Source organism: Rhodococcus sp. M8 (assembly GCF_015654185.1).
Classification (GTDB): domain Bacteria; phylum Actinomycetota; class Actinomycetes; order Mycobacteriales; family Mycobacteriaceae; genus Rhodococcus; species Rhodococcus aetherivorans.
Genome location: NZ_CP064066.1, coordinates 130,764 through 154,799, shown reverse-complemented (window position 1 = coordinate 154,799; position 24,036 = coordinate 130,764). Strand labels below are relative to the sequence as shown.

The window sequence follows — 24,036 nt, the reverse complement described above, 5'->3', positions numbered from 1 at the left end:
GATAACGAAACGGTGACGGACACCGACACATTACTACTATTCCGCATAGTTTCAACAACGAGGCAGTGGAGCCCCGCGGCGGCGTGGTCGGGGCGCCGTGCGGTCAGCGGCGCCGGTCGGGTCCGTCCGCCTCGCCCCGAACTCCGTCCAGTCCGCGCAGCATCGCGTTGTAGGCGGCCAGGTCCTCGTCACCGTCGCGGTCGATCTGCTCGTCGCGGCGCCGGGCGCGGCGTTCGTCGGCCGAGGCCCAGCGCACCGTCGCCAGCACCGCCGCCAGCAGCAGCGGCAGCTCCCCCACCGCCCATGCCAGGTTGCCGCCGAGGCGCTGGTCGGCGGCCAGGTCGTCGAAGAACCCCCGCCGCAACGAGGTGTAGTACTCGGCGGCGACGACGGTCTGGGCGTTGATCACCGACACCAGGAAGAAGGCGTACGCCGCCAGCGCCACCGCCGCCGCGCCCACCCGGGCCGTGGGCGCCGGGGGGCGCGGCAGCGGGTCCAGGCCCACGGTCACCCAGAAGAACAGCGATCCCACCGCCAGCAGCCACACGTTGGTCAGTACGTGGGCGACGTGCGATCCGGCGAGCGCGTCGTACAGTCCGGCGAGGTAGAGCAGATAGAAGGTGCCCACGAACGCCGCCACGGCCACCGCGGGGTGGGTCAGCGCCCGGACGGGCGTGCTCGCATACATCGCGCGCAGCCAGTCGCGCGCCCCGGGGGCGGCCCCGTCCGGCCGAGGGCGGACCGTGCGGGCCGCCAGGGTGAGCGGGGCGCCGAGCACCAGACACAACGGGGCCACGACAGCGATCGCGGCGGTGGCCGCAAGATGCACGCTGAACACCGCCGGGGCGTAGCGCCCCACCCCCGAGGACGTGGCGAGCAGCAGCACCAGACATCCGAGCAGCCACCCGACGGTGCGCCGGAGCGGCCACCGCCCCCCGGCCGCCCGTACCCGGCGCACCCCGAGCAGGTAGAGCGCCGCGAGCACCACCGCAGCGGTGCCCAGCAACAGATCGAAGCGCCACTCGGTCAGCATGCGCACCGGTGTCGGTGCCCCGTCCAAGCCGTAGCCCAGCACCTCCTCGACCAGGCTCGGGTCCCGCTGCTCCCCCACCGGCGGCGGGGTGCGTCCCAACGCCACCCCGAGCCCGACGGTCACCGCGAGCACCGCCGACTCCACCACCGCCAACCGGGTGAACGCCCGCCGGTCCGCCGGGTCGGCGGCCAGCGCGGTCACCGCGACGGTGCGTTGGCGCCACCCCAGCCAGCCCACCACCACCAGCGCCATCCCCTTGGCCAGCACCACGAACCCGTAGGCGCCGTCGAAGACCTGTCCCAGCGGCACCCGCACCGCGGCATTGACCACCCCGGACGCGGCCATCACCACGAACGCCGCCGCCGCGAGCGCGGAGAACCGGCGCGTGGCCAGATCCAGATGCCCCCCGCCGCGGACGGTGTGCAGCACCAGTGCCGCCAACCCGCCGGCCCACAGGCCGACCGCCACCAGGTGCAGCACCAGACTATTGGTGGCCAGATCATGCGAGCCCCCTGCCGACGAATGCCCCGTCACCGCCCGCGGCATCAGGCTTGCCACCGCCAACACCAGCAGCAGCGGCGTCCACCGGTGTCGCAGAACGAGCCGGCATCCCAGACCCACCACCGCTGCCAGCCCCGCCGTCCACAACCACGCGGTGGCCACCTCGATCTCCCCGACCGCCCGCAGAAACGGCAGCGGATCGGCGAAGACCACCCCCACGGGCTGGCCGGAGGTGTCCGACAACGACAGCGGCACCAGCGCCAGGGCACACCCGGCCCACACCGCCGCCGCCGCCCCGGCCGTGCGCACCGCCCGGTACCCGTCGACATCGAGCACCCCCGAGCGCTGCGGCGGCACCAGCACCGCCGCGAGCAGCAACGACCCCACCATGACCGCTGCGGACACCTCTCCCACCGCGGTGGCCGCCGGTAGGCCGTATCTCGTCAGCGCCCCCGGATCCGGCAGCCCCAGCAACCGCAACACCTCGGTGCTCGACACCGCCGCCAGCATCGTGGCCACGACAGCCGCGCCCGCCGTCCAGCCGAGCATCGCCCCGACCACCGCTCTACCGTCCCCGGCGCTCGCCACGGCACAACCTCACCCTCGTTTGTCGTTCGCCCGTTCCCGCCGGCCGAACCCGCAGACCTGCACCTCGCCGCCGAAATACTAAGAAGAATAGTTGTCCGGCGTGGTCCGCCTCCGCCACCCCACGATTGCACATATGCATATATGACAATATGATCGCTTGTGCGTCGACGAAAGGAAGACCGATGAGCCACGGACACGGACACGGCGTCTCCCCCGCCCAGGCCGCCAGCGCCTCCGGCCGGTACGTCCGCCGGCTCTGGATCGCCGTCGCCCTCGGCCTGACCACCTTCGTGACCCAGCTCGCCGTCGGCCTGTCCACCTCCTCGCTGGCCCTGATCTCCGACTCCGCACACGTGTTCACCGACGTGTTCGGCATCTTGATGGCGGTCACCGCCATCACCGTCGCCCAACGTGCCCGCACCCGGCCGGACCGCACCTTCGGCCTGTACCGCACCGAAGTCTTTGCCGCACTGGTGAACGCCGCACTGCTGTTCGGCGTCGCCGGCTGGGTGCTCTACGAAGCCGTCCAGCGTCTGTCCGACCCCCCGGAGGTTCCCGGCCTACCCGTCACCCTCGTCGCCGTGGTCGGCCTGGTCATGAACGTCATCGCCTTCCTGCTGCTGCGCAAGGGTGCGCAAGAGAGCATCAACGTCCGCGGCGCTTACCTCGAAGTCCTCGCCGACATGCTCGGCTCGGTCGGCGTGCTGGTCAGCGGCCTGGTGACCCTGGTCTTCGGGTGGCGCTACGCGGACCCGCTCATCGGTGTCGCCATCGGCGTGTTCGTCCTGCCGCGGGCCTACAATCTCGGCCGCCACGCACTCGGCATCCTGCTCCAGCAGGCACCGGCCCGCATCGACGTCACCGAGGTCAACGCCGCACTCGACGCTGTGCCCGGGGTGCGAGAAACCCATGACCTGCACATCTGGACGCTGACCTCCGGCATGGAGGTCGCGTCCGCCCACCTGACCACCGAACCCGACGCTGATCCCACTACCGTGCTCGCAGCAGCGCAAACCCTGCTGGCCGAACGGTTCCACCTCGAACACGCCACCGTGCAGGTCGAGCCCCCTGAGAGTGAAGGTCGCTGCCGCGAACTGCAATGGTGACCGACCGCAAGGATCGGTGGGCCGGCCTCGGGCATACCGGCAACGGTGCATCGCACAACCCGGCGAAGGTTCGCTGTCGTGGGGCGCAGGCCAAGGCCGGCCACGTCGCCCGCGCCGCAGGCGTCCGCGCCCTCGAGCGCAGCATCGCCGCCGCCGAAGAACAACTCCCGCACCCTGCGCCGGGCCGCAGGGCCGGCTCGCCGCGTGGAACACCCTCGGGGACCGCACCCACACACGGTGGGGCTTCGCCGGCGGCCCGGTGGCCGACAACGACACCGCAGCCCTGGTCGCGGCGATCCGTGAGGTCTGGTCGATCTGATCGCCGACCGCGCTGGCACGACCGGCAATGGAACCGGCAAGGCTGGGACGGGCACGGCACCGTCGACAGCGGCGCAGTCGACCGGTGACATGTGCGCCACCAAGGACGACTGCGTCGAGTCTGAGTGGTGGGCACACTACCGGCGCGTCCGCGACCGAGGTGGTTCACGCGGCTTCATTCTCCCGAGCGGACGAAATCCCGCCGATCGCGGTCAGTGATTTGTTCGGATCGGTTGACGGTGAGAACACCTCCGGTGCGGGTGACGGTGCGAGCGGGTAGCGGCTCGGGGGCGGGGCTGCGGATGACCGAACCGTCCACGATCGAGAAGCGGCTGCCGTGACACCGGCAGCCGATGAACCCGTCGGTTACCTCCGAGACCGTGCAGCCCTGGTGGGTGCACACCGCGGAGAAGGCCCGGAACACCCCGGCTTCGGGTTGGGTGATGACGAGTTGGGTATCGGCAAGGACGATTCCGCCGCCGACGGGCACCTCGGATGCTGTGATCTCGGCGGGTGCACTCTCGTCCTGGCGCGGTTGCGTCGACGAGCATCCGGCGGCGGTGAGACAGCCGGCGGTGCAGGCCGCGGCGAGAACGGTGCGCCGGGACAGGGGCGTGGACACCAACGTTCCTCCAGGTGTGCGGGCGGAGCGGGTCCTCGGGGCGCGGTCAGGCGGGGACGGCCAGACCGGTCAGGTACATCAGGGTCAGACCTGCTCCGATGCCGGCGAGCACGACCGGCGCTGCGGCGGCGCGCCCGGCCCGCAGTGTCGGTGCGATCTGCACGATGACCTGGATGATCGCCCCGGCCCCGACCCCGAGGAGCAGCGCGGAGACGTCGGTGTTGACGACGGTGGCGCCGAGCACCGCCCCGAGGACCGCGGGGGCACCGGCGAGAAGCCCGAGCCCGAGCAGGGCCGGCACCGAGGTGCGCTCGCGGGTCAATGGTGCGACGATCGCCAGTCCCTCGGTGGTGTTGTGCAGGGTGAAGCCGATGACCAGGAAGGCGCCCAGGGCGAGCTCGCCGACCGCGTAGGCGGATCCGATCGCCAGGCCCTCCCCCAGGTTGTGCAGGCCGATGCCGAGCGCGATCATCGCGGCCAGGCGGAGCGCGGAGGCATCGGCGGTGCCGGCGCGCTTGCGTCGGGCGCGCAGGTAGCGGTCCACCCCGGTGAGGGTCAGGAACGACAGCGTCGCCCCCACCCCGACCAGTGCGGGACCGCCGAACGCGCCGCCGGTGGCGGTGGACAGTTCGATGCCCTCGGCGGTGGCGTCGAAGGCGAGGAACGCGAGCAGGCCGACGGTCACGGCGAGGGCGAACTGGACGAGCGCGGGGCGGGCGCGGCGCAGCACGGGCAGCAGCAGCATGCCGAGCAGCACCGGGATGATGCCGACATAGGTGCCCAGCAGCGCCATGAGGCCGAAGAACCGTGGCCCGGGTGTCGGCGTCGGTGCTGCGGCGGGGATTTCGTGCTCGATCGCCAGGCCGGTGGAGGTCAGCAACGACACCAGGTAGGGCTGCCCGGCGATCCACGGGTAGTCGAGGACGATCCGCTCGGAGTCGAAGCGGCCGAGGGCGTCGTCGGCCCCGGTGGCGGCGACGAAGACGTCGTTGACGACCACCTGCGCGACGGTCACCGGGTCGGGTCCGACGTTGCGCAGTGTCAGGATGATGCGTCCCGGCTCGAGGACGGTGCGTTCGACGGCGATGTTCTCGAGGGGTGGGCCGCTGCGTTCGGGCAGGGTCTGCCCGGCGACGAGCGCGAGCAGGGTCAGGGCGGCCAGGATGATCGCGACGACACCGGCGCCGGGAATCCAGCGGCCCCGCCCGCCGGCGGGTGCGGCCGGTTCCGGGGCGGTGCCGGTGTCCCCCGAGTCGGGGCTCTCGATGCGGTCGCCGGTGGCGGCCGGTGTGGGGTGGGGGTTCGGGGTCATTCGGACACCTCGAAGAATCCCATCCAGCCGAGGTCGGCGAACTCGGTCTTGTGTGCGTGGAACATGTATCTGCCCGGGTACGGGAATCGGAGTTCGCAGATGCCGCGCTGGCCCTGCGCCTGGACCACGGTGTCGGTGAATTCGGACGGTTCGAGCCGGGTGCCGGTGGGGTAGTAGTCGAAGAAGTTGCCGTGCAGATGAAAGCTGTTGACCGGGTCGTATTCGAGGACGTTGACCAGATAGATCCGGACCAGCTCGTTGCGCCGGACCTGGACCGGTTCGTGCATGTAGTGGAACGGGATGCCGTTGACGGCGTAGAGCTGGTTGCCTTCGCCGTCGAAGGTGGTGTTGTACCCGTGCATCACCATCACCATCTCGTCCGCCGGCGGCCGGTCCTGGGGTGGGTCGACGATGAAGGTGCCGTACATGCCGCGGGCGATGTGCTCGGCGAGCGGGCTCACATGGCAGTGATACAGGTGCACCCCGAACGGGATCGCGTCGAATTCGTAGGTGAACGACTCGCCCGGTTCGATCACACCGCGCCCCACCCCGGGCACCCCGTCCATGTCGGCGGGGTGGATCCCGTGGAAATGCATGGTGTGCGGATGCTCGGATCCGTTGGTGAACCGTACCCGCAGCAGGTCCCCTTCGCGGCAGCGCAGCGACGGCCCGGGGATGCGCGAGTTGAACGTCCACGCCGGGAACGTGATTCCCGGCGCGATCTCGATGTCCTCGTCGCTCGAGAAGATCTCCCATTCCCGCAGGGTGCGACCGTCCGGCAGGACCGAGACGGTGCCGTAATCGAAGTCGCGCAGGATGGCGTTGGGGTGGAACCCGTTGGCGGAGTGGTCCACCTGCCGACCGAGCCGGAAGGTGGGCCCGTTGACTCCGCCGCCGTGTGCGGCCGGGTTCGAGCTGTGCCCGCCGTGTCCGGCCGCGGGGCCGCCTTCCTGGGCTACCCGGTCCGCGGATCGGGCGATCCCCCCGGCACCGAGCACCAGGCCCGCGGACCCCGCCAATGCTCCCCCGAAGAGCACCTGACGGCGGGTCGGGGCGTTCACGCGATTGCCGTCGGCGACATTGTCCGGGCACACGAAACCATGCGAGTAAGACGAAGCACATCAAAAAGTTTGGCACACCGAAATCAATACTTCAATAATGCAAAACCCAGGGGTGGGACAGGGGTGAGCGGGATGTCTGAGGCGTTCCCGCGCCGCGGGTCACCGGGCCCGCTGGTGCGTTCCTGCCGGGTGCGGATCGCCACGGCGGCCAGCAGCGCGATCCGGCCTGGCGGCGACGGCAGCGCCGAGGTGCTGGTCGCACCTCGGGAAGATCGCCGTCGCGTGGATTGGAATCCTCGAGGTCGAATGCTAGGCGGTGACCGAGGGGGACTCGCGGGGTCAGCGGGCTTCGATGACGCCCATCATGCCGTTGTCCTCGTGGTCGAGGATGTGGCAGTGGTAGACGGTGCGGCCGGGAAAGTCGTCGAATGCGACGCGCACGGTGAGGCGACTGCGAGCCGGGATGTCGATCACGTCCTGCTGGTGGGGCTCTGCGATCGTGGCGCCGGAGGTGAGCTGCATCGGCCACACGTGCAGGTGCATGGAGTGATCCATGGGCGAGTCGTTGACCAGGGTCCACTCCTCGATCGTGCCGAGTCGCACGGTGTGGTCGGTGCGGTCGGGGTCGTACGTGCGGCCGTCGATCGTGAAGCTCATCCCGCCGCTGTGGGTTCCCATGCCCATTCCCATGCCGGTGCCGAAGACGAATGTACGGGTGGCGGCAATCGGTTCGCCGCGCAGATCCCGCGGCGGGGTCTGTGGCGGGATCGCCGCCGGTGACATCGTCGGCGGCCCGGTGACCTCGAGGTGGGCCAGAACGGTGCCGTTCGGATCCGGCTGGGGTTGGGACTCTGGACCGGGCATGTCCGCACCGCCACGTCGCATCATGCCCATCATGCCCAGGGTGCCGCGGTCGACGGGCAGGGCACGTAGCTGCGCCGATCCGGGTGTGGTGTCGATCAGCACGTCGGCACGGTTGCCGGCGGCGAGGTCGATCTGCTGCACGGGCCGGGGTTCGCGGAAACGACCCGAGTCCAGGCCGATCAGCCGCAGGGATTGCCCGTCGAGTCGGAGTCGCAGATGCCGGCTGACACAGGCGTTGACGATGCGCCACCGTTCCCGGGCGCCGGGGCGGGTGGTCACGGTGGGCCGCACTTGTCCGTTGGCCAGGATCAGGGCCCCTTCTCGCCCCAGCATGCGGTCCATCATGGTCGGCGCCGGGATGGTCCCGGCGCCGTCGATGCTCAGATCGGAGAGCACCAGGACCCGCTCGACGGTGGTCGGGATCGGGTCGGGGTCCTCCACGATCAGTGCCCCGTACAGGCCCGCGAAGATCTGATCGGCGACCAGGTGATGGTGGTGCGGGTGATACCAGTACACCCCGGGGGGATGGTGGTCCGGCAACCGGTAGTCGTAGTCGAAGTCGGTGCCCGGCTCGACCCGCAGGAACGGGTTGTCGGAGTTGCCGGAGGGGGAGACGAGCACACCGTGCAGGTGCAGATTGGTCGGTTGCGGCAGCCGGTTGCGCAGCCGGACCTGCAGCCGATCCCCGGGACTCACCCGCAGGGTCGGGCCGGGCACGCCGTGGTTGAACCCGAATCCGGCAACCTGGGTTCCGGCGAGTGGGAAACGTCCCGGTGCCGCCTCCAGGTCGAGGGACAGCGCGCCGCCGTTGCCGGCCAGCACCGGTGCCTCAACCCATGCGGCGGCGGAGACGGTCTCCGGTCGGGGCGTTCGGGTGGACTGCCACGCCAGTCCGAGCCCGCCGGCGGCGGTGGCGGTGACACCCAACGCGCCCAACTGCAGGGCCCGCCGTCTGCTGATCGGTTCCATGAGCGCGCCTTCGAGCTAGTCGTGGCCGTCGAGCACGCGCCGTCGCTCACGGTATTCCTCGGAGTCGATCTCGCCTCTGGCGTACCGCTCTTCGAGGATCTGCCGGGCCCGGCCCTCACCCGGCGGAGGGGGGTAGGTGCTGCTGGGGGCGGCGAAGTGGCCGCCGGAACCGGACGGTCGGGAGAGCAACCGGATCGCCAGCACCACCAGGACCGCCAGGCCGAGCAGCAGCAGCGCGGCGAACAGCCACATCCCCCAGCCGCCGTTCATTCCCCAGCCGCAGTTTCCGTAGGGCATCACCGCAGATTCCTTTCCGGGAGGGCCATATCGACCGGCCACCGTGTGCCCGGCCTGCCCTCACGATACGCCCGGGGGCATACGGGCAGTGAGAATGCGCGGTCCGGTGCTGCCGGATGTGGCGCCGAGTGCGGTGTGCCGGCCACCCGAGGGTTCTACCGTGAGGGGCGGGGTGCGGCGGCGCCCGGTCGGCGGCACGGAGAGGAGTGCGATGAGGAAGCAGTCGCTGATCGCGGTGGCACGCCATCTCATGGCCCATGCCGCCACCGCCGCCAGCGGTCGGAGCGCTGAGACCGTCTACGGCGGCCACGAGCAGACGTTGCGGCAGACGGTCATTGCGCTGATGGGTGGGCAGTCGATGGGCGAGCACGGCAGCCCGGGCGAGGCGACCGTCTACGTCCTGCGGGGTCGGCTCCGCGTGAGCAGCGGCGACGCCTCGTGGGACGCGATGACCGGTGACCTTCTCGTCCTTCCCCGGACCCGGCACCGGCTCGACGCGCTGGAGGACTGCGCGATGTTGCTCACCGTGGCCAAGACCTGACCGGGGCCGAGCCGGGGCCGCGGGCGCGCCGCGGCGGCGAGGTCCTCGGGAATCGGCATCGGGGCGGTCGGCCCGGCGCCGGCGCGGCCGGGTGTTGCCCTCGGGATAGCGGCCCGCCGCGGAGCCGGGGCGGCGACGATGATCCGCACCACCTGCCCGAGGGCCTCGCGGGCGTCGCGGCGGCGCAGCGCCGGAACGAACATCGCGACGTGGTTGCCGGTGTGGGGCCAGGGCTACGGTCGGGACAGGACGGGGGCCCGCTCGAGGCGCCGCCCTCGAACCTCGTGTTCGTCGACCCGGACGGGCGGCAGCCATCTGCACCTCGTGCAGCCTCACGCACAACAATCCCGGGTCCGAGAGGTGAGCGCGTCACCGACTCGTCCCCTCTGCCACGACGCCCCCAGAAATCATCGATACAGACCGGCTATCATCGTTGCATGACGATCAATAGTGGGCTTGGGTGCAGGTTGTCCACCAGCGCCGGAGCGGGCCTCGATGCCGCGGTGGCGTTGTTCCACAGTCTCTCGGACGGAACCCGGTTGGCGATCGTGCGTCGTCTCGCCGGTGGAGAGGCGCGGGTGGCGGATCTGGTCGGTGAGCTCGGGTTGGCGCAGTCGACGGTGTCGGCGCACGTGGCCTGCCTGCGGGACTGCGGGCTGGTGCAGGGCCGCCCGCAGGGCCGGCAGGTGTTCTACTCGCTGACCCGGCCGGAGTTGCTGGATCTGCTGTCCTCGGCGGAAACCCTGCTGGCGGCCACCGGGAACGCGGTCGCGTTGTGCCCGAACTACGGCACCGACAGCGCACCGGGGGTGACGGAGTGAGCGAGGCGTGCGGCTGCGGCCACGACGAACCCCGCCCCGAGGGCGAGCAGGAGCACGAGCCGGAGAAGCTGTGGCAGGTCACCGAGATCCGGGCCGCGGCCGCCGCCGGGGTGCTGCTGGTGGCCGGGCTGGTGGTCGGCTGGAGTGGCGGACCCGACGTGGCGGAGCTGGCACTGTATGCGCTGGCGTTGCTGATCGCCGGCTACACCTTCGTCCCCGCCACCGTGAAACGGTTGGCGCACGGGAAGATCGGGGTGGGCACCCTGATGACGATCGCCGCGGTCGGTGCGGTGCTGCTCGGCGAGGTCGAGGAAGCCGCGATGCTGGCGTTCCTGTTCGCGATCAGCGAGGGCCTCGAGGAGTACTCGGTGGCCCGCACCCGCCGCGGCCTGCGCGCGCTGCTGTCCCTGGTCCCGGACACCGCCACCGTGGTCCGCGACGGCCGCGAACAGACGGTGCCGCCGGTGGAGCTGCGACTGGGCGAGATCATGGTCGTCAAACCCGGGGAGCGGATCGCCACCGACGGCACCATCATCGCCGGCCGCACCGCACTGGACGTCTCCGCGATCACCGGTGAATCGGTCCCGGTCGAGGCCGGCCCCGGCGACGCGGTGTTCGCCGGCGCCATCAACGGCACCGGCGTCCTCGAGGTCACCGTCACCGCCGACGCCGAGGACAACTCGCTGGCCAAGATCGTGAAGATCGTCGAGGCCGAACAGTCCCGCAAGGGCGCCGCCCAACGGTTGGCGGACACCGTTGCCCGGCCCCTGGTCCCGGCGATCCTGGTGGTCGCCGCGGTCATCGCCGCCGTCGGCAGCCTGCTCGGGGATCCCCGGGTGTGGATCGAACGCGCCCTGGTCGTGCTGGTCGCGGCCTCGCCGTGCGCGCTGGCGATCGCGGTCCCGGTGACCGTGTTCGCCGCGGTCGGGGCCGCCAGCAAACTCGGTGTCCTGGTCAAGGGCGGCGCCGCCCTCGAGACCCTCGGCCGCATCCGCGGGATCGCCCTCGACAAGACCGGCACCCTGACCCGCAACCGGCCCACCGTCGTCGACGTCGCCACCACGAACGGCGCCACCCGCGGCGAGGTGCTCGCGGTGGCCGCGGCGCTCGAGGCCCGCAGCGAACACCCCCTCGCCGCGGCGATCCTCGCCGCCGCCGATTCCGTGACTCCCGCCGAGCAGGTCGACGCCGTCACCGGCGCCGGGCTGAGCGGGCGGATCGGCGGAGCCGGCGTGCGGCTGGGGCGGCCCGGGTGGATCGAGGCGCGCGAGCTGGCCGCCGACATCGAACGCATGCAGCACGCCGGCACGACCGCGGTGCTGATCGAACGCGACGACCACCTGCTCGGGGCGATCGCGGTCCGCGACGAACTGCGCCCGGAGGCGGCCGAGGTGGTCGCCGGTCTGCGCCGGGGCGGCTACCGGGTCGCGATGCTCACCGGCGACAACGAACGCACCGCCCGCGCCCTGGCCGTCGACGCCGGGATCGACGAGGTGCACGCGGACCTGCGCCCGGAGGACAAGGCCCGCATCGTCTCCGACCTGCGCACCCGGCGGCCGACCGCGATGGTCGGCGACGGCGTCAACGACGCCCCGGCCCTGGCCACCGCCGATCTCGGCATCGCGATGGGCGCGATGGGCACCGACGTGGCCATCGAAACCGCCGACGTCGCCCTGATGGGCGAGGACCTGCGGCACCTGCCGCAGGCCCTGGCGCACGCCCGCCGGTCCCGGACGATCATGCGGCAGAACGTCGGCCTGTCCCTGGCCCTCATCACCGTCCTGATACCGCTGGCCCTGTCCGGGATCCTCGGCCTGGCCGCCGTGGTGCTCGTGCACGAGGTCGCCGAGATCGTGGTCATCGCCAACGGTGTCCGTGCCGGCCGCGTCCGCGCCCTCACCACCGCGGCACCGGCCACCCCGGCACCGGCGGACAGGGCCCACGCGTGAGTGGCGATCCGGTCACCCCACCGGTCCCCGGGCGGCGGCGGGCTCGGACGGTGTTCGTGGCCGCCACCGCCGTGCTGGCGGCGGCCGCCCTGATCGTCGAGCCGCTCATCCGGGCCGTGTTGGCCGGGGGCCGGGTGATCGACCTCGGGATGCTGCAGCTGCGCCTGACCTACAACACCGGGGTCGCGTTCAGCCTGGGAAACCAGCTGCCCACCCCGGTGCTGGTCGCGGTGACCGTGACCGTCACCGCCGGCATCGCGGTCTACGCCTGGCGTACCGCACCGACCAGTTCCGCGGCGGCGGTGATCGGGTTCGCGGCGATCTTCGCCGGGGCCGCCGCCAACGTGATCGACCGCCTCGTCGACGGCAAGGTCACCGACTACCTCCACACCGGCTGGTGGCCGACGTTCAACCTCGCCGACACCTTCATCACCTGCGGTGTCGCTCTGCTCCTCGTCTCACTGTTCGTCGACAGCAGATCCGCCGGCACCCGGGAGGAGGCCACCTCATGAGTTCGATGCCCGTGCCCATCCAGGCCGCATACACCGACGAGATGACCGCAGCCCGCACCGCCGCGGACGACACGACCCGGTGGACACACCTCGAACGCGCCCACATCCTGTCCCAGCCCTACCCGTGGCCGCACACCCGCAACCATCTCGCCATGCTCGTCCTCGCGCTGCGCCGACGCGACCGCCGCGAGACCCTCGGGCAGGTGGTGCGGATCATCGTCGCCGCCCCCGGCTCCGCGTCGGGCCGCTACCCCGAGGGCAACACCGGCCGCTCCGGTGCCGGGCTGATGACCCCGAGGCCGATGCCGGACGATCTGGCCCGCATCCTCGCCGGAACACCCTGAACCGCATGGGATCGGGCGCACGCGCGTAGCGGGCGCAGGTGGTGCCGGTGATCGGCACCCTCGCCGCCGCGGCCGGCGTGTTCGCCGGCACCGACATCGACGACATCGCGCTGACCGGTGTCGTTCGTCGCCTCGGCGAGCGGGGCCGGCCGCGGCCTTGACACATCGTCGCCGGCTGGTACCTCTGCTTCCTCGCCCTCGTGGTGATCAGCGTGGTCGCCGCCTCGGCCTGGTCATCGTGCCCGACGACTGGGTCGGGCTCCCCGGCCTGCTGCCTGGCGCTCGGGGTCCGGGGATTGATCACCCCCGCGCTGCCGCCCGGGATCCGGTCCGGCACCCGTCCGTGTCCGGGTCTTGACATCGAATCCGCCGGAACCGAACCCACGGGCGGGGCTCGCCGACGGTCCGGGCCGGGCGGACAATGAGCCGTACCCGGTTCGCGATGACACAGACCCGCGGGGGCAGCCATGACGGACCAGCGGCCGGTCGACCGCACGGCGATCGCCGCCGACCTCGAACGCGCCCGGCGGACGCTGCACGAACTCCTCGACACCGCTTCCGCCACAGCTCTCGATCGGCGCTCGCACGGCACCCGCTGGACCAACGAACAGCTGCTGTTCCACATGGTGTTCGGCTACATGGCGGTGCGTCGACTGCGGGTGCTGGTTCGGGTGTTCTCCCGGCCACCCGACCGTGTCGGGCAGCTGCTCGCGCGGGCCCCGGACGCGGCGGCCCCGGTGTTTCACGAGATCAACTACCGCGGGTCGTGCCTGGCGGCCACCGTGTTCGACCGTCACCGGATGGGCCGGCACTGCGACCGTGTCATCGCCGCACTGCAGCGCTCCCTCGCGAAGGAAACGGACGCGAATCTGCGGCGCAGCATGGCCTTCCCGGGGCGCTGGGACCCGTTCTTCACCAACGTGATGACCCTCGAACAGGTGTACCGGTACCCGGGCAAGCACTTCGACTTCCACCGCGAGCAACTCACCCTCGAATGACGCGCACCATCACCCGAGATCAACGGGTGAGCGCCCGCCGAAGATCGTCACCCCGAGACGGGTGGCGTCGGCCAGGTCGACGACGATGCCACCGACCTGCGGATGACCGTCGGCCCACCCTCGGGCGGTGGCGCGGTCGGCGAAGAAGTTCCGGTGCGTGCAGCAGCTGGGCGCGGAGGGCCGTGGCCGGCCGCGGCGCCGACGAACACCACCGCGGTGGCCGGGGACGCGGCGGCGGCCTCGCCGTGCACGGTCACGGTGGTGGACTCGGTGACAGGGATCGGTGGCGCTCGCCGGCTCGGCCCTCGGAGTCTCTATGTCCGCACGTACGCCTCGGTATCGTCCGCCCATTCCCACACGTGACCGTCGTAGGACACGGGTCCGAATTCGTCGTCCGGATCGACCGGCTCGGCTTCACCGGAATCGATCAGCTCGACCATGCTCGCCGCGTCGATGATCGAGGGCTTACCTGATCCGGCACCGGCGACAGCCGCCGCGATGTGCGCCGCGATCCACTCGCGCACCCCGTCGAACAGCCTCGGCTCGCCGTTCGGCGATCCGCAGCGCCCGTCAACATTCGGCTTTTTCTACATTTCCGTCTGGTTCGTATTCAGTGAGGTACATCCACTTCCCTGCCGTGAGTCAACGGCGGTTGCGCAAGTACTCGACCCAGCCGGTGAGAAAACCGCGTTCGTATTCGGCGGCGGCGGCGTCGAGGTGCTCCCCGGCAGGGGTAGTGAACCAGGTCGCACTCTGGCCGCGACAAATAGAGAAGCATCGGCAGCGGTGTCCCACCTCCGGGGCGCACCGCCACCCTGCACCGTCATTCCCGGCGTAGCCCGTGACATGCCCGGGATGCGATGATCCCTGCACGCAGGCCGAAAGAACTGCTCGGATCTCGGCCGGAGCCGACCGCCGGAATCGCCCGATCTCCCCGGCCACCGCCGAGAGAAGACATCTCTCCCCGGGCCGTGCACGAAGCAGCAGAACCTGCCCACCGTGGGCGCCACACCGGTCAACCGGCGAACAAAATTTGGGTGATCTCCGCGTCGCGGCCGTAGAGGCGGGCGGCCTGTGCCGTGGCCGCCGCCCGCACCTGGGTCTCGGACACCCGGGCCGCGGTGGTCACCGTCACCCAGCCCAACGTCGTGACCGGATCCCGGAGCGAGCACACCCGCACCGACCAGTCCACCGTGCCCGCCTCACGCCGGCGCGCCGACCCGGTCGACGCCGCCTCGCGTTCGGTGCCCGGCACGGCCGGAGCCCAGCGCCCCGCGAGTGCCTGGACCAGGTTTTCCAGTGCGACGGTGATCCACCGATTCGCGTGTGTCCGACGCTGTCGCGCGGTCATGACCCGGCCCGTCCTTCCCGGCCGGGTCATGACCGCGCGAGAATGTGCCCAGCGCGACGAGAACATAGTCTTTCCCGCCGCCGCGGACCGTCGCGCCCGACTTGCCGGCATCTGCAGCACCTTCACTCTATGCCCCGAGGTCATGACTTTCGCCCGTCCGCGTCCCGGTCCGGGCGTCTTCGCGCCGGTACGGACCCGCCCGGGTGGGCGCCGCCCTCGGCGCCACCGCGCACCGCGACCAGATCCTCCATCGCACGGACGGACCGACACCGCTGCCGGAATAGACGGTGTCACCGAGGTGTCGACGCGGGTGGATCGGGGCGTCACCGTGTCCCCCGGGCTCACCCTCACGCCTCGCAGAATCCCGCTCGGCTGGAGCTGCGGTGCGCCGTTCACCGTGAGGCGACCGGAACGTCCCGATCCCCTCGCAGCCCGAAACGGTCGAGGGCTTTCCTCGTCGCCGCACGCGGCCACACCGCAGACGCCCCGCCGCCCTCCCCGATCGGGGAGCGGTCCACCGCAGGTGTGAGACCGGCGACAGCCGGGCACTCTCGGATATGGAGCACGACCCAGGAGATGTCTGCCACGAAGCCGGCCTCGGCGGCCGACTGCTCACCTTCGCCGGCGAGGGCGAGTTGTCGATGCTGTCCGACGCGGTGGTTTCCCTGGTGTGCGCTCCCGACACCGACCACCCCCACTACGGTGACGTGCTCGAATGGATCGTCACCACCACCGCCGAGGTGATAGCCCTCAAGCTGGGTCCCCTCGTCCGGGGTGGTATCGCCGCCTACGCCATCAAGATCAGAACCTCCGACGGGCAGATCCTCGAGATCGGCGAGCTACCCGCACCCGAATGCCACCTGTGGACAGCGATCGTCGACGCCCTGACCGGAGACATCCGCCAAGCGCACCACCACCTGGCCCCCATCATCCATGCCGCCGACCGGGAGGAGCGGATCCGGGCACTGATCGAGGCGGTCGCCTGGCTCGATCGAGTGCTCGACATACCGGCATTTCCCGAACCCGATACCGCAACCGGATAGACCGGACGAGCGGCGCCACATCGTCGCGGCCGACCAGGGCTGCGGCGGACACCGGATCGGTCGGCGCGAGGGATCACTCCAAGCAGCATGAGGTGGTCCGGTTCCTGGACGTGCACAAGTCCGCGAGTACGTGTGATTATTCGGAATTTCCGAATGCTCCCTGGGCGGCGGTATTTGTCCAGGTGGCGGTGGCGTGCCGTGCCGTACGCCCGTTCCTTCCACGCCGGTCGCCCGGCGGTCGAGGTGGGGTTCGGTACCAGCGCAGACGGTACGGCGGCCGGTGCGACGTGGCCTCCGCTCTCTCGACTGCCGGACGGCAGACACAGGGATCATCCCGGATGGGGGGCTATCGCGGCTCGATCGGGTCCGATGCCGTAGCGAAAGCACGCAGTTCCCGCAGCTCGGTGCGTAATTCGTCGGCGCGTTCGCGGGCGGCGTCGACCTGGGCGCGGGCCGCGGCGGTCTCGGCGCGGGCGGCCGCGAGGTCGGCGCGCACGGCCTCGGTGCGATCCCGCTCGGCGGCGCCCTCGGCGCGGGCGGCCGCGAGGTCGGCTTCGAGCCGGCCCACGGTGGCGGTGGCCTGATCGGCGGCGGCGCGGAGCCGGGCGAGCTGGTCGCGCTGCTGTTCGACGAGGGCCTCGAGGTCGGCGGTTCGCCGACGGTGCGCCGCCTCCGAGTCCTCGACCCGGGTCGTCCACGCGTCCAGGGCCGCGGTGTGGTCGGCGCGGAGGCGGTCGAGTTCACTCTGGTGGTCGCGGCGGGCCGCGGCGAGCGCGGTGGTGGCATCGTCGGCCTGCGCGAGCGCGGCGGCCGCGGCCGCGTCCGCGTCGGCGCGCTCGTCCAACGCGGCATCGAGTTGCTCACGCAGACCGGCGATCTCGGCGCCGGCATCGGCACGGACCTTGTCGGCGTCGGCCTGCACCCGGCGCAGGTGCGCCTCGAGCGCGGCCGGATCGGCCAGCAGCGCGGTGGCCGCGGTGATCGACGCGGCCACCTCGGTCAGGCGTGCGAGGGCGGCCTGGGTTTCCTGCCGCAGCAGCGGGACCGCCTGCGCGAGGGTGGTCACGGCCGCCGCCGGATCGGTGGGGGTGGCCGCCTCGAGCCGCTCGGCGCGGGCCGCCTCCTTCTGCCGTTGCCGCCAGGCCCGGACCCGGTCCGCGTCCGAGGCGTACTCGCGGCGCCGTCCTCCCCTGCCCTGGGTCATCGCCTCGCCCTCCGCTCTGTCCTGAGCCGTCCGCATGATGCTACCCCAAACGTACCGTTTCGTACGTAACATGATACGTACGAAACGATCGGGCCGAACAGTCCGATTCGCGGCCGGTGGGCGACACCGCCCGTTCCTTCTCGCCGTGCCTCGTCGGTGGTCGCCACCCTCGGCGGCCTCGCGGGGACGGGTCAGCACGCCGGGTCGAGGCCGTCCAGGTCGGGGAGGCAGTCGTCGACGGCGGCCGCGATGGTGGCCTGGTGTTCGTAGTCGTCGATCCACTCGAGGACTCCGTCCGGGCTGTCGGGGCCGGCGCTGAGGCCGATCCGGAAGCGGGTGTCGATGCGCAGACACACGTACGGGGACGGGTGGCCGGTCCGGTGGGTGGCTGATGCGAGGCGGCGCAACGCGGCGGCGCCGGCGATGACGGCGTCGACTTCGGTGGCGGCGGTGCCGGATTCCTGCGCGACGGCCGGATCGCAGGTGACGGTCCAGGTGTGCACGAGCGGGTCCTCCTTCGGGTCGGTTCTGTCTTCGGTGGACGCCAGTGTGTCCGGCCGCCCCGGCCACGACCGGGGCGGAGACGGGCAGCGGGCCCGGTCCTGTGGAGAACCGGGCCCGCTGTGGACAACTCACCGGGGAGTCAGCGGCCACCTTCGAGGGCGAGTGCCTTGTCGTCGGCCGGGAGCAGCACCGACCGGGCCACCTGCACGGCGCGGGCGAGCTCGGCGGTGAAGGCGCGGTGACCGGCCCGGTCGAAGAACCGGAAGACCAGCGGTCCGGCCTCGACGTCGACCCAGTGGATGTGACGGCGACGCTGCGGATCGAACGCCCCACCGGGGGTGATCTTGGACGGCGGCACCGTCGACCAGTTCACCGTCACCACATGCTCTCCGGCGGCGAAGCGCTCCGGGCGCAGCAGGAACTGCTCGGGCAGCACCGTCGTCACCCCGTCGGCGACCGGGCGACGCAGCACCGCGACCAGGCCACGGACCACGGCGGGGTCGGTGAAGACCATCCGCACCGCGCCGATGGTGGCGAACACCGCCGCGCTCGCGGTCAGCGCGCTGGTCACATCCAGCCGCACCTCCTGCGACGCTCCGGCGATCAGGACGGTGGTGCGGGTGGTCAAGGTCGGAAAGCTCGGGGTCTGCGACGCGGTCATGGCGACCTTCCTGCTGGAGGTGAGAACCGGCGCGGGTCCGCCTGTTCTTTTGCCCTTCTGGCAGGGAGCATTTGGACCGGCATGAGGGCCGTGGAGTGCAACCTCTGGGACGGAAAAATCTCGCCGGAGCGCAGCGGAGGAGAGAATTTTCCGGGCCGTCAGGCCGCGCAGCGCCCAGGGGTTGCGCGCAGCGGACCGCCGGTCAAAATCGGAGGCCAGAAGGGCAAATCAGGCTCTTGTGCAGGGCGGAGCGCAGCGGAGCTCGATTCGGTGTGCGCCGCAGGCGCACCACGGACCACGCCCGAGGTCGACAACGCTCCTGTCCGCGGCGATCGCCGGTGCGCGCCAGGAGGTCACGGCCTCAAAGGCTCCTGCACACCCACCAGGCCGGGCCCCACTTCCTCTGAGCGAGGCGGCGGACGTCGTGCCGGCGGTGCAGCGTGCTCGTCCCTCTCCCCTGCGCCGTGCCGGTGTCGCTGGGGCATGTTGACCGGGTGACGGCCCGACGGCAGATCCTCTCACGGGGCGGGAAGGCTGTAGCCGACCGAGGCCGGTCTGCAAGGCCGTTGCCGTCCGGAAAGGCCCCAGCGAGAGGGTGTTTCCGGCCGGGCCGCGGCGCACGGAGCCTGGGAGGCACCCGCTCCGCGAGTTATAGCGCTACAACGCCTGAATTGGTGCCGAGAGACGTCCCCGTTTCCGCCGGGCGCCACCATTGCAAAGGTAGTTCCTGGGAGGACACCGCCACCGCCCCCGCAGCGGGTGAGGTTCGCCGTGGGCGCGGCAGATGGCGGTACGCGTGCGTTCTCCTGATCGACGTGAATCCGACCTTCGGGTGCGCGCCCCGGCAGTGCGCGTACTGACGTCGTCGGCGGCACTGGAGGCTGTGCCGGGGGTGTTGCTCCGGTCGGGGGTTACAGGTCGAACAGAGAGAACTGAGCGGCCTGAGCCTGGGTTTCGGTGTCGCGGCGGTGCCGGTCGGCCATGGCGCGGGCGAGGTCTTCGGTGCAGCCGAGTTCGTTGGCGACCTCACTCCAGTCGTGGCCGTCGTGGCGCAGCTGCCACGCCCACTGGTGCAGCTGTTTGTCCATCTCCATGCCGGGCGCCCCCTCGATGACCCGGGGCGCTCTCGCCCCTTGACTCGTGAGCTGCCGCGACGGTAGCCGAGCAGACGCGGATTCTCCGGCAGGCGCGCCGAGGAGGCTCCGGCCAGATAGGAGCCGTGCGCGGGCCGTGCCGACAGAACCGCCACGGCGCAGCGGGCCTCGGCGGAAAGCCGGTCCGGACCGGGCAGGTCGCGGACCCCCGGCGGATGCGGGGGCAGGAGGGGCCGCGGTGATCGGCGACGGTGATCGGCGACAATGCCGTGGGCCGGATACCGGAGGAAGAAGGTGTGATGCCAACCGTGGAGATCTTCGTCGACGAGGCGAAGACGAAGGACTACTTGATCTGCGCGGTGGTGGTGCCTTCCGAGGATCTGGCTGTGGCCCGCAAGACGATGCGCGCACTCAAGCCGAACAACCGGGATCGGCTGCACATGCACGACGAGCGCCCGGAGAATCGGCGGCGGATCGTGGCCGCCTTCGCCCGCACACCGCCGATTCGGCAGGCTCACCTGTTCACCGCGCCGATCGTCGGTCGCCCGCACCGGCAGGTCCGTGACCAGTTGCTGGCGGCGTTGGCGGTGCACAGCGCCGAGCTGGGAGCGCGCCGCATCCTGGTCGAATCGTGTGCCCAGGACAAGCAGGATCTCGCGGCGCTCACCGGGGCTCTCGCCCGGGTCGGGGCGGCCACGACGGTCCGGGCGAGGGTGGACCGTCGGCACGCGCACGAGTTGCGGTGGGCTGCGGACCTGATCGCCTACGCCTATACCGCCGGCGGGCAGCTGCGGCGCGCGATCGACTCGCTGGTCACCGCGGCGCGGGTGCGGTAGACAAGCGCAAAGGCCGGGCGACCACGCAAAGCGTGCGGGCTCCCGGCCTTACTTTCCTGACTCTTCGCCAGGACACCCTCAACGATAGCGGGCCACTCCCCCACCGTCGAGCACCACACCTTCGGTACGGACCAACAAGAACCGGACCGGACCGTCACAGTGACATCGGCAGCCGCCCTACGCGGACCCTGGGGATGTCGCCGCATCCCCCGGGTAGGCCAGTGCCCCGGCGTCGGGGGGTGAACCGCCGGGGCACACGGCCCGCACGTCCGAGGGGACCGTGCGCGACCAAGGACGACACTACACAGAACCACCACCGCCGTCTCACGTCCCGCGGCAAGGTGTCGGACCGGCGTCGTACGCTGCCCGGTGAGCGCCCCGGCACCCAACGCACCGGGGCGTTCGCCTTCTTTCAGGACCACCGCACTCCCGGCCGCGGCGGGCCGACATGGGGCGGTGAGCCGATGGTGACCTCGCAGGTGCGGCACGTCCAGGTGCGGTGGCCGCCGGCGCCGGGGGTGCAGTCGCACGGGATCCAGCCGACGAGGACCTGGTTCGGGGCGAGGCGATGTCCGGCGGTTATCTCACCCCTACGTCGGTTTTTGCTGGCCAGCGGGCTGTGGGGTGTCAGTTGCTGTGGATACTGTGCCCATTCGCTGTGCTGCCTGAGGACACTCGAGGAAATCAATGCTGTGCGGCGAGGGTTTCAGCGAGGTCGGCCGGCACCGTCATCCGGGTCATCAGCCCGGCACGGGTACGACCGGTGTTGCCCTCGGGGTAACGGCCCAGCGTGGACCCGGGAGACGCGACGATGACCCGCACTACCTGACCGAGAGCTTCACGACGGTCACGCTGGCGCAGAGCAAGACCGAGCATGGCGAGGTGGTTGCGGGTGTGCGGCCACGGGTAGGGCTGGGACAGGATGTGCGCACGCTCGAGGTGCGCCCACCGCTCGCTGTCCACGGACGTGGCGCGGGCGGCCGCCATCTCGGCGGTGTAGGCGGCGTGGACGATCGTGGACATCGCGGTCATAGTGCGGACTCCTTGGATTCAGTGCGAGCATCGACGACACCGGACACGAGCAGCAGTCGCCACGGCGGCCGCACTCTCGCGATCGGTGTACCGGTCATGCGCTGGCCGTAGACGCCGACATTGGTTTGGGCATGCCCGGCGTCGGGCCGGCGAGGGCGCGGGCGCGGCCGGCGCGGACCCCGTTGGCGATCACGATGATCTCGGCGACCTCGTGAACCAGGACGACGGCGGCCAGCCCGAGCACCCCGAACAACGCGAGGGGGATCAGGACGGTGATGATCGCCAGCGACAGGCCGACGTTCTGCAACATGATCGTCCGGGAGCGTCGGGCATGCTGCAGGGCTTGGGGCAGGTGCCGCAGGTCCTCACCCATCAGGGCGACATCGGCGGTTTCGATGGCGACGTCGGTACCCATCGCGCCCATCGCGATCCCCAGATCGGCGGTGGCCAGGGCCGGGGCGTCGTTGACGCCGTCGCCGACCATCGCCGTCGGCCGCGTACCGCGGAGGGTGTCGATGATGCGGGCCTTGTCCTCCGGACGCAGATCGGCATGGACCTCGTCGATGCCGACGTCGGCGGCCAACGCTCGTGCGGTGCGCTCGTTGTCGCCGGTGAGCATCGCCACGGTGTAGCCGTCGCGGCGCAGCCCCGCAACGACGTCGCGGGCTTCGGGGCGCAGTTCGTCGCGCACCGCGATCGCGCCGATCAGGGTGCCGTCCCGTTCGATGAGCACCGCGGTGGCTCCGGCGTGCTGCATCCGCTCGATATCGGCGGCCAGGGGGCCCGGGTCGATCCAGCCCGGCCGGCCCAGGCGAGCGGGGATGCCGCCGACGTGTCCGGTCAGTCCGGCGCCGGGGACCGCGTCGACGTCCCCGGCCGGGGTGTAGTCGTCGACGGCGGCGAGGATCGCTGCGGCGAGGGGATGTTCGCTGCGGGCCTCGAGTGCCGCTGCAAGGTTCAGGACGTCGGCGCGGGTGGCGCCGCCGGTGGTGGCGACGTCGATGACCTCGGGTCGGTTGCGGGTCAGGGTGCCCGTCTTGTCCAGCGCAACGGTGCGGATCCGGCCCAACGCTTCGAGGGCGGCACCGCCCTTGACCAGGACACCGAGCTTGGAGGCGGCGCCGATCGCGGCGACCACGGTCACCGGGATCGCAATCGCCAGCGCACACGGGGAGGCGGCGACCAGCACGACCAGGGCGCGTTCGATCCACACCAGCGGATCGCCGAACACGCTGCCGATCGCGGCGATCAGCGCCGCGGCGACCATCACCCCCGGGACCAGGGGCTTGGCGATCGTGTCGGCCAGACGCTGGGCCTCGCCCTTACGGGATTGCTCGGCCTCGACGATCTTGACGATCTTGGCCAGCGAGTTATCCTGCGCGCCGGCGGTGACCTCGACCTCGAGCACGCCGGTGCCGTTGATCGATCCGGCGAACACCTCATCACCCGGTCCGGCCTCGACCGGCACCGATTCCCCGGTGATCGCGGAGGTGTCCAGGGCGGTGCGGCCGGTGCGGATGGTGCCGTCGGTGGCGAGCCGCTCCCCGGGCTTGACGATCATGATCTCCCCGAGCCTCAACTCCGCGGGGGCGACGGTCTGTTCACGGCCGCCGCGGAGGACGGTGGCGGTGTCGGGCACCAGATTCAGCAGGGCGCGCAAGCCGCGGCGGGTGCGGGTGACCGCGTACTCTTCGAGGCCCTCACTGATGGCGAACAGGAACGCGAGCATCGCGGCCTCGCCGACCTCGCCGAGCAGCACGGCGCCGACGGCGGCGATGGTCATCAGGGTGCCGACGCCGATCTTGCCCTTGGCCAGCCGCTTCAGGGTGGAGGGGACGAAGGTGTAGCCGGCGACGATCAGCGCCACCGCCTCGAAGCCCGTCCCGAGAGCGTCGGGCCCACCGATCAGGTGGACGATCAGAGCCGCAATCAGCAGCACACCGGCCACTGCGGCGGCCCGGATCTCGGTGACCTGCCACCACTTGTCCGGCTCGTGCTCGTCCTCGCCTTCGACGCGGGGTTCGTCGTGGCCGCACCCGCAGGCGTCGCTCATGCCGTCACCCCGGTGTCGGTGCCGGTGCCGTAGTTCGGGCACAACGCGACGGCGTTGCCGGTGGCGGCCAAGAGGGTTTCGGCCGAGGCCAGCAGATCGAGCAGTTCCGGTCGGGTCAGCGAGTAGAACACCTGCCGGCCCTGCGGCCGGCCCTGCACCAGGCCGCAGTCCCGCAGGCACGCCACGTGCGCCGACACTGTCGACTGTGCCAATCCCAGCTCGCCGACCAGGTCCGCTACTCGGGCTTCCCCGCCGGCGAGGCTGCGCACGATCGCCAGTCGGGTGCCGTCGGAGAGGCTGTGGAACAACGCCACCGCCGCATCGAGATTCGATTCGGTGCCCGCTGCGGCGAGGCACCCATCCACACTATTAATCGCCATACGGCGATAATAACCGCTAACCAACGATGAATGGAAACCGTC

The 24,036-nt window shown here is 71.1% G+C and carries 25 protein-coding genes and 1 pseudogene; 9 read left to right on the top strand and 17 right to left on the bottom strand.

What is annotated here, in order from left to right:
* Positions 1-103: 103 nt before the first annotated feature.
* Entirely contained in the window at positions 104-2,095 is a 1,992-nt protein-coding gene (locus ISO16_RS28440) for a cytochrome c oxidase assembly protein (RefSeq protein WP_010596799.1), read from the bottom strand.
* Positions 2,096-2,304: 209 nt separating this feature from the next.
* On the opposite strand from ISO16_RS28440, the gene ISO16_RS28435 reads away from it, so the two are divergent.
* Complete coding sequence (locus ISO16_RS28435) at positions 2,305-3,228, top strand: cation diffusion facilitator family transporter (RefSeq protein ID WP_010596800.1); 924 nt, start codon at positions 2,305-2,307, stop codon at positions 3,226-3,228.
* A 493-nt stretch (positions 3,229-3,721) separates the two neighbouring features.
* Here ISO16_RS28435 and ISO16_RS28430 read toward each other — a convergent pair whose 3' ends face one another.
* The 5 genes from ISO16_RS28430 to ISO16_RS28410 all read right to left on the bottom strand — a co-directional run bounded on the left by ISO16_RS28430 (position 3,722) and on the right by ISO16_RS28410 (position 8,671).
* On the bottom strand, positions 3,722-4,168 hold the full coding sequence (locus ISO16_RS28430) for a QcrA and Rieske domain-containing protein (RefSeq protein ID WP_043797847.1): 447 nt from the start codon (positions 4,166-4,168) through the stop codon (positions 3,722-3,724).
* Between the two features lie 46 nt (positions 4,169-4,214).
* Complete coding sequence (locus tag ISO16_RS28425) at positions 4,215-5,480, bottom strand: ZIP family metal transporter (protein WP_010596802.1); 1,266 nt, start codon at positions 5,478-5,480, stop codon at positions 4,215-4,217.
* Positions 5,477-6,541 carry a multicopper oxidase domain-containing protein gene (locus tag ISO16_RS28420; RefSeq protein WP_037202585.1) on the bottom strand — a complete coding sequence of 355 codons (1,065 nt, stop codon included), beginning with the start codon at positions 6,539-6,541 and terminating at the stop codon, positions 5,477-5,479. Before ISO16_RS28420 ends, ISO16_RS28425 begins: the two co-directional genes overlap by 4 nt.
* A gap of 339 nt (positions 6,542-6,880) precedes the next feature.
* Positions 6,881-8,374 (bottom strand): multicopper oxidase family protein, encoded by a 1,494-nt coding sequence (locus ISO16_RS28415; protein WP_010596924.1) that lies wholly within the window; start codon positions 8,372-8,374, stop codon positions 6,881-6,883.
* Positions 8,375-8,389: 15 nt separating this feature from the next.
* Positions 8,390-8,671, bottom strand: a complete 282-nt coding sequence (locus ISO16_RS28410; RefSeq protein WP_029540279.1) for an SHOCT domain-containing protein — start codon at positions 8,669-8,671, stop codon at positions 8,390-8,392.
* Between the two features lie 211 nt (positions 8,672-8,882).
* Between ISO16_RS28410 and ISO16_RS28405 the strand changes: the two genes are divergently transcribed.
* A complete protein-coding gene (locus tag ISO16_RS28405) occupies positions 8,883-9,212 on the top strand; it encodes a cupin domain-containing protein (RefSeq protein WP_010596926.1) in 330 nt (109 codons plus the stop codon).
* A gap of 44 nt (positions 9,213-9,256) precedes the next feature.
* On the opposite strand, the pseudogene ISO16_RS29145 reads toward ISO16_RS28405, so the two are convergent.
* A pseudogene (locus tag ISO16_RS29145) lies at positions 9,257-9,433 on the bottom strand (DUF3703 domain-containing protein); the annotation flags it as partial.
* A 216-nt stretch (positions 9,434-9,649) separates the two neighbouring features.
* On the opposite strand from ISO16_RS29145, the gene ISO16_RS28395 reads away from it, so the two are divergent.
* The 5 genes from ISO16_RS28395 (at position 9,650) to ISO16_RS28375 (ending at position 13,836) form a co-directional block, all read left to right on the top strand.
* The gene (locus tag ISO16_RS28395; RefSeq protein ID WP_029540281.1) at positions 9,650-10,033 is read left to right on the top strand and encodes an ArsR/SmtB family transcription factor; all 384 of its coding nucleotides are present in this window, start codon (positions 9,650-9,652) and stop codon (positions 10,031-10,033) included.
* Positions 10,030-11,982: a heavy metal translocating P-type ATPase gene (locus ISO16_RS28390; RefSeq protein WP_072636216.1), complete on the top strand. Its 1,953-nt coding sequence runs from the start codon at positions 10,030-10,032 to the stop codon at positions 11,980-11,982. Before ISO16_RS28395 ends, ISO16_RS28390 begins: the two co-directional genes overlap by 4 nt.
* The gene (gene lspA, locus ISO16_RS28385) at positions 11,979-12,494 is read left to right on the top strand and encodes a signal peptidase II (protein WP_072636217.1); all 516 of its coding nucleotides are present in this window, start codon (positions 11,979-11,981) and stop codon (positions 12,492-12,494) included. Before ISO16_RS28390 ends, lspA begins: the two co-directional genes overlap by 4 nt.
* The gene (locus ISO16_RS28380) at positions 12,491-12,838 is read left to right on the top strand and encodes a DUF3703 domain-containing protein (protein WP_072636218.1); all 348 of its coding nucleotides are present in this window, start codon (positions 12,491-12,493) and stop codon (positions 12,836-12,838) included. The genes lspA and ISO16_RS28380 overlap by 4 nt, the downstream gene beginning before the upstream one ends.
* Positions 12,839-13,305: 467 nt before the next feature.
* Complete coding sequence (locus ISO16_RS28375) at positions 13,306-13,836, top strand: DinB family protein (RefSeq protein ID WP_029547271.1); 531 nt, start codon at positions 13,306-13,308, stop codon at positions 13,834-13,836.
* 9 nt (positions 13,837-13,845) lie between these two features.
* On the opposite strand, the gene merB is transcribed toward ISO16_RS28375, so the two are convergent.
* The 3 genes from merB to ISO16_RS28360 form a co-directional block, all read right to left on the bottom strand.
* Positions 13,846-14,187, bottom strand: coding sequence for an organomercurial lyase (gene merB / locus ISO16_RS28370; RefSeq protein WP_072636219.1), 342 nt, complete (start codon positions 14,185-14,187; stop codon positions 13,846-13,848).
* The gene (locus ISO16_RS28365; RefSeq protein WP_010596933.1) at positions 14,151-14,360 is read right to left on the bottom strand and encodes a hypothetical protein; all 210 of its coding nucleotides are present in this window, start codon (positions 14,358-14,360) and stop codon (positions 14,151-14,153) included. Before ISO16_RS28365 ends, merB begins: the two co-directional genes overlap by 37 nt.
* Before the next feature lie 491 nt (positions 14,361-14,851).
* On the bottom strand, positions 14,852-15,187 hold the full coding sequence (locus tag ISO16_RS28360) for a hypothetical protein (RefSeq protein WP_010596934.1): 336 nt from the start codon (positions 15,185-15,187) through the stop codon (positions 14,852-14,854).
* Positions 15,188-15,744: 557 nt separating this feature from the next.
* On the opposite strand from ISO16_RS28360, the gene ISO16_RS28355 reads away from it, so the two are divergent.
* Positions 15,745-16,230 carry a hypothetical protein gene (locus ISO16_RS28355; RefSeq protein ID WP_010596935.1) on the top strand — a complete coding sequence of 162 codons (486 nt, stop codon included), beginning with the start codon at positions 15,745-15,747 and terminating at the stop codon, positions 16,228-16,230.
* Between the two features lie 346 nt (positions 16,231-16,576).
* Here the strand turns inward: ISO16_RS28355 and ISO16_RS28350 are convergent, their stop codons facing one another.
* From ISO16_RS28350 to ISO16_RS28335, 4 genes are all read right to left on the bottom strand, one after another.
* Positions 16,577-17,434 (bottom strand): hypothetical protein, encoded by an 858-nt coding sequence (locus ISO16_RS28350; protein ID WP_072636220.1) that lies wholly within the window; start codon positions 17,432-17,434, stop codon positions 16,577-16,579.
* 191 nt (positions 17,435-17,625) lie between these two features.
* On the bottom strand, positions 17,626-17,937 hold the full coding sequence (locus ISO16_RS28345) for a hypothetical protein (protein ID WP_043802601.1): 312 nt from the start codon (positions 17,935-17,937) through the stop codon (positions 17,626-17,628).
* 140 nt (positions 17,938-18,077) lie between these two features.
* A complete protein-coding gene (locus ISO16_RS28340; protein WP_043802605.1) occupies positions 18,078-18,599 on the bottom strand; it encodes a hypothetical protein in 522 nt (173 codons plus the stop codon).
* A 911-nt stretch (positions 18,600-19,510) separates the two neighbouring features.
* A complete protein-coding gene (locus tag ISO16_RS28335) occupies positions 19,511-19,693 on the bottom strand; it encodes a hypothetical protein (protein WP_010596962.1) in 183 nt (60 codons plus the stop codon).
* Between the two features lie 299 nt (positions 19,694-19,992).
* Between ISO16_RS28335 and ISO16_RS28330 the strand changes: the two genes are divergently transcribed.
* On the top strand, positions 19,993-20,529 hold the full coding sequence (locus tag ISO16_RS28330; RefSeq protein WP_230304634.1) for a hypothetical protein: 537 nt from the start codon (positions 19,993-19,995) through the stop codon (positions 20,527-20,529).
* Between the two features lie 684 nt (positions 20,530-21,213).
* Here the strand turns inward: ISO16_RS28330 and ISO16_RS28325 are convergent.
* The 3 genes from ISO16_RS28325 to ISO16_RS28315 all read right to left on the bottom strand — a co-directional run bounded on the left by ISO16_RS28325 (position 21,214) and on the right by ISO16_RS28315 (position 23,994).
* Entirely contained in the window at positions 21,214-21,561 is a 348-nt protein-coding gene (locus ISO16_RS28325) for a DUF3703 domain-containing protein (RefSeq protein ID WP_006554224.1), read from the bottom strand.
* A 94-nt stretch (positions 21,562-21,655) separates the two neighbouring features.
* A complete protein-coding gene (locus tag ISO16_RS28320; protein WP_006947237.1) occupies positions 21,656-23,614 on the bottom strand; it encodes a heavy metal translocating P-type ATPase in 1,959 nt (652 codons plus the stop codon).
* Positions 23,611-23,994, bottom strand: a complete 384-nt coding sequence (locus ISO16_RS28315) for an ArsR/SmtB family transcription factor (RefSeq protein ID WP_072636221.1) — start codon at positions 23,992-23,994, stop codon at positions 23,611-23,613. The genes ISO16_RS28320 and ISO16_RS28315 overlap by 4 nt, the downstream gene beginning before the upstream one ends.
* Positions 23,995-24,036: the final 42 nt, after the last annotated feature.

Bases quoted from the DNA above. Each gene is read 5' to 3' on its own strand.
- ISO16_RS28435 (WP_010596800.1), top strand. From the start codon at position 2,305: ATGAGCCACGGACACGGACACGGCGTCTCCCCCGCCCAGGCCGCCAGC.
- ISO16_RS28425 (WP_010596802.1), bottom strand. From the start codon at position 5,480: ATGACCCCGAACCCCCACCCCACACCGGCCGCCACCGGCGACCGCATC.
- ISO16_RS28415 (WP_010596924.1), bottom strand. From the start codon at position 8,374: ATGGAACCGATCAGCAGACGGCGGGCCCTGCAGTTGGGCGCGTTGGGT.
- ISO16_RS28410 (WP_029540279.1), bottom strand. From the start codon at position 8,671: ATGCCCTACGGAAACTGCGGCTGGGGAATGAACGGCGGCTGGGGGATG.
- ISO16_RS28405 (WP_010596926.1), top strand. From the start codon at position 8,883: ATGAGGAAGCAGTCGCTGATCGCGGTGGCACGCCATCTCATGGCCCAT.
- ISO16_RS28395 (WP_029540281.1), top strand. From the start codon at position 9,650: ATGACGATCAATAGTGGGCTTGGGTGCAGGTTGTCCACCAGCGCCGGA.
- ISO16_RS28380 (WP_072636218.1), top strand. From the start codon at position 12,491: ATGAGTTCGATGCCCGTGCCCATCCAGGCCGCATACACCGACGAGATG.
- ISO16_RS28375 (WP_029547271.1), top strand. From the start codon at position 13,306: ATGACGGACCAGCGGCCGGTCGACCGCACGGCGATCGCCGCCGACCTC.
- merB (WP_072636219.1), bottom strand. From the start codon at position 14,187: ATGGGCGGACGATACCGAGGCGTACGTGCGGACATAGAGACTCCGAGG.
- ISO16_RS28360 (WP_010596934.1), bottom strand. From the start codon at position 15,187: ATGACCGCGCGACAGCGTCGGACACACGCGAATCGGTGGATCACCGTC.
- ISO16_RS28355 (WP_010596935.1), top strand. From the start codon at position 15,745: ATGGAGCACGACCCAGGAGATGTCTGCCACGAAGCCGGCCTCGGCGGC.
- ISO16_RS28350 (WP_072636220.1), bottom strand. From the start codon at position 17,434: ATGACCCAGGGCAGGGGAGGACGGCGCCGCGAGTACGCCTCGGACGCG.
- ISO16_RS28340 (WP_043802605.1), bottom strand. From the start codon at position 18,599: ATGACCGCGTCGCAGACCCCGAGCTTTCCGACCTTGACCACCCGCACC.
- ISO16_RS28335 (WP_010596962.1), bottom strand. From the start codon at position 19,693: ATGGAGATGGACAAACAGCTGCACCAGTGGGCGTGGCAGCTGCGCCAC.
- ISO16_RS28330 (WP_230304634.1), top strand. From the start codon at position 19,993: ATGCCAACCGTGGAGATCTTCGTCGACGAGGCGAAGACGAAGGACTAC.
- ISO16_RS28325 (WP_006554224.1), bottom strand. From the start codon at position 21,561: ATGACCGCGATGTCCACGATCGTCCACGCCGCCTACACCGCCGAGATG.
- ISO16_RS28320 (WP_006947237.1), bottom strand. From the start codon at position 23,614: ATGAGCGACGCCTGCGGGTGCGGCCACGACGAACCCCGCGTCGAAGGC.
- ISO16_RS28315 (WP_072636221.1), bottom strand. From the start codon at position 23,994: ATGGCGATTAATAGTGTGGATGGGTGCCTCGCCGCAGCGGGCACCGAA.